The sequence below is a fragment of the Priestia sp. P5_B4 genome, from assembly GCF_056400385.1.
Genome location: NZ_JBFULJ010001552.1, coordinates 1 through 508 on the forward strand (window position 1 = coordinate 1; position 508 = coordinate 508).

Annotated in this window: 1 protein-coding gene; it reads right to left on the bottom strand. The window is 39.6% G+C overall.

Annotation, left to right across the window (positions count from 1 at the left end; all coding sequences use genetic code 11):
- Positions 1 to 508, bottom strand: a 508-nt coding sequence (locus tag AC1DRF_RS32115) for a 2-hydroxycarboxylate transporter family protein (RefSeq protein ID WP_477742845.1), incomplete at both ends; no start/stop codon positions are given.

A 508-nucleotide genomic window follows, 5' to 3' on the forward strand; every position in this document is an offset into this window, starting at 1 on the left:
GGAATATACAAAATCCCTAGCCCCACCATTAACGGCCATGTTAAGCTCGTAGAAATGAATTTGTACATATGGTAAGCACCTTGCTCCATCTTAGCAGGCATTACTTGTAAACATTTGACTAGCGTTGCCGCTACGATCATTAAAACTGGACCTGGAATTCCTAAAAACTTATGTGCTAAGCCCCCGAAAATAAAGAAACTACATGCAATTAAAAGACCTGCGCCCATTAACGAAAAATCTACTGGTTTCTTGATATTTGTATCTTCTGAGATGCCATCTCCGCCTTTTGTCTTCACAAGAACTCCATTACCTGTTAATTCTGGCTTTTTCTCTCCTAGACGCTTCATTAAGCCAGCACATACGATAGCAACGATGTTTCCGATAACAGCAGCTGGAATCATTTGCGACACAAAAGATTCTGCTGAACTACCTAAAATTTGAGAATAAGCAAGTGAAAGTGGTAAAATACCTTCACCAATCCCTCCTCCAATAATTGGTACAACAATAT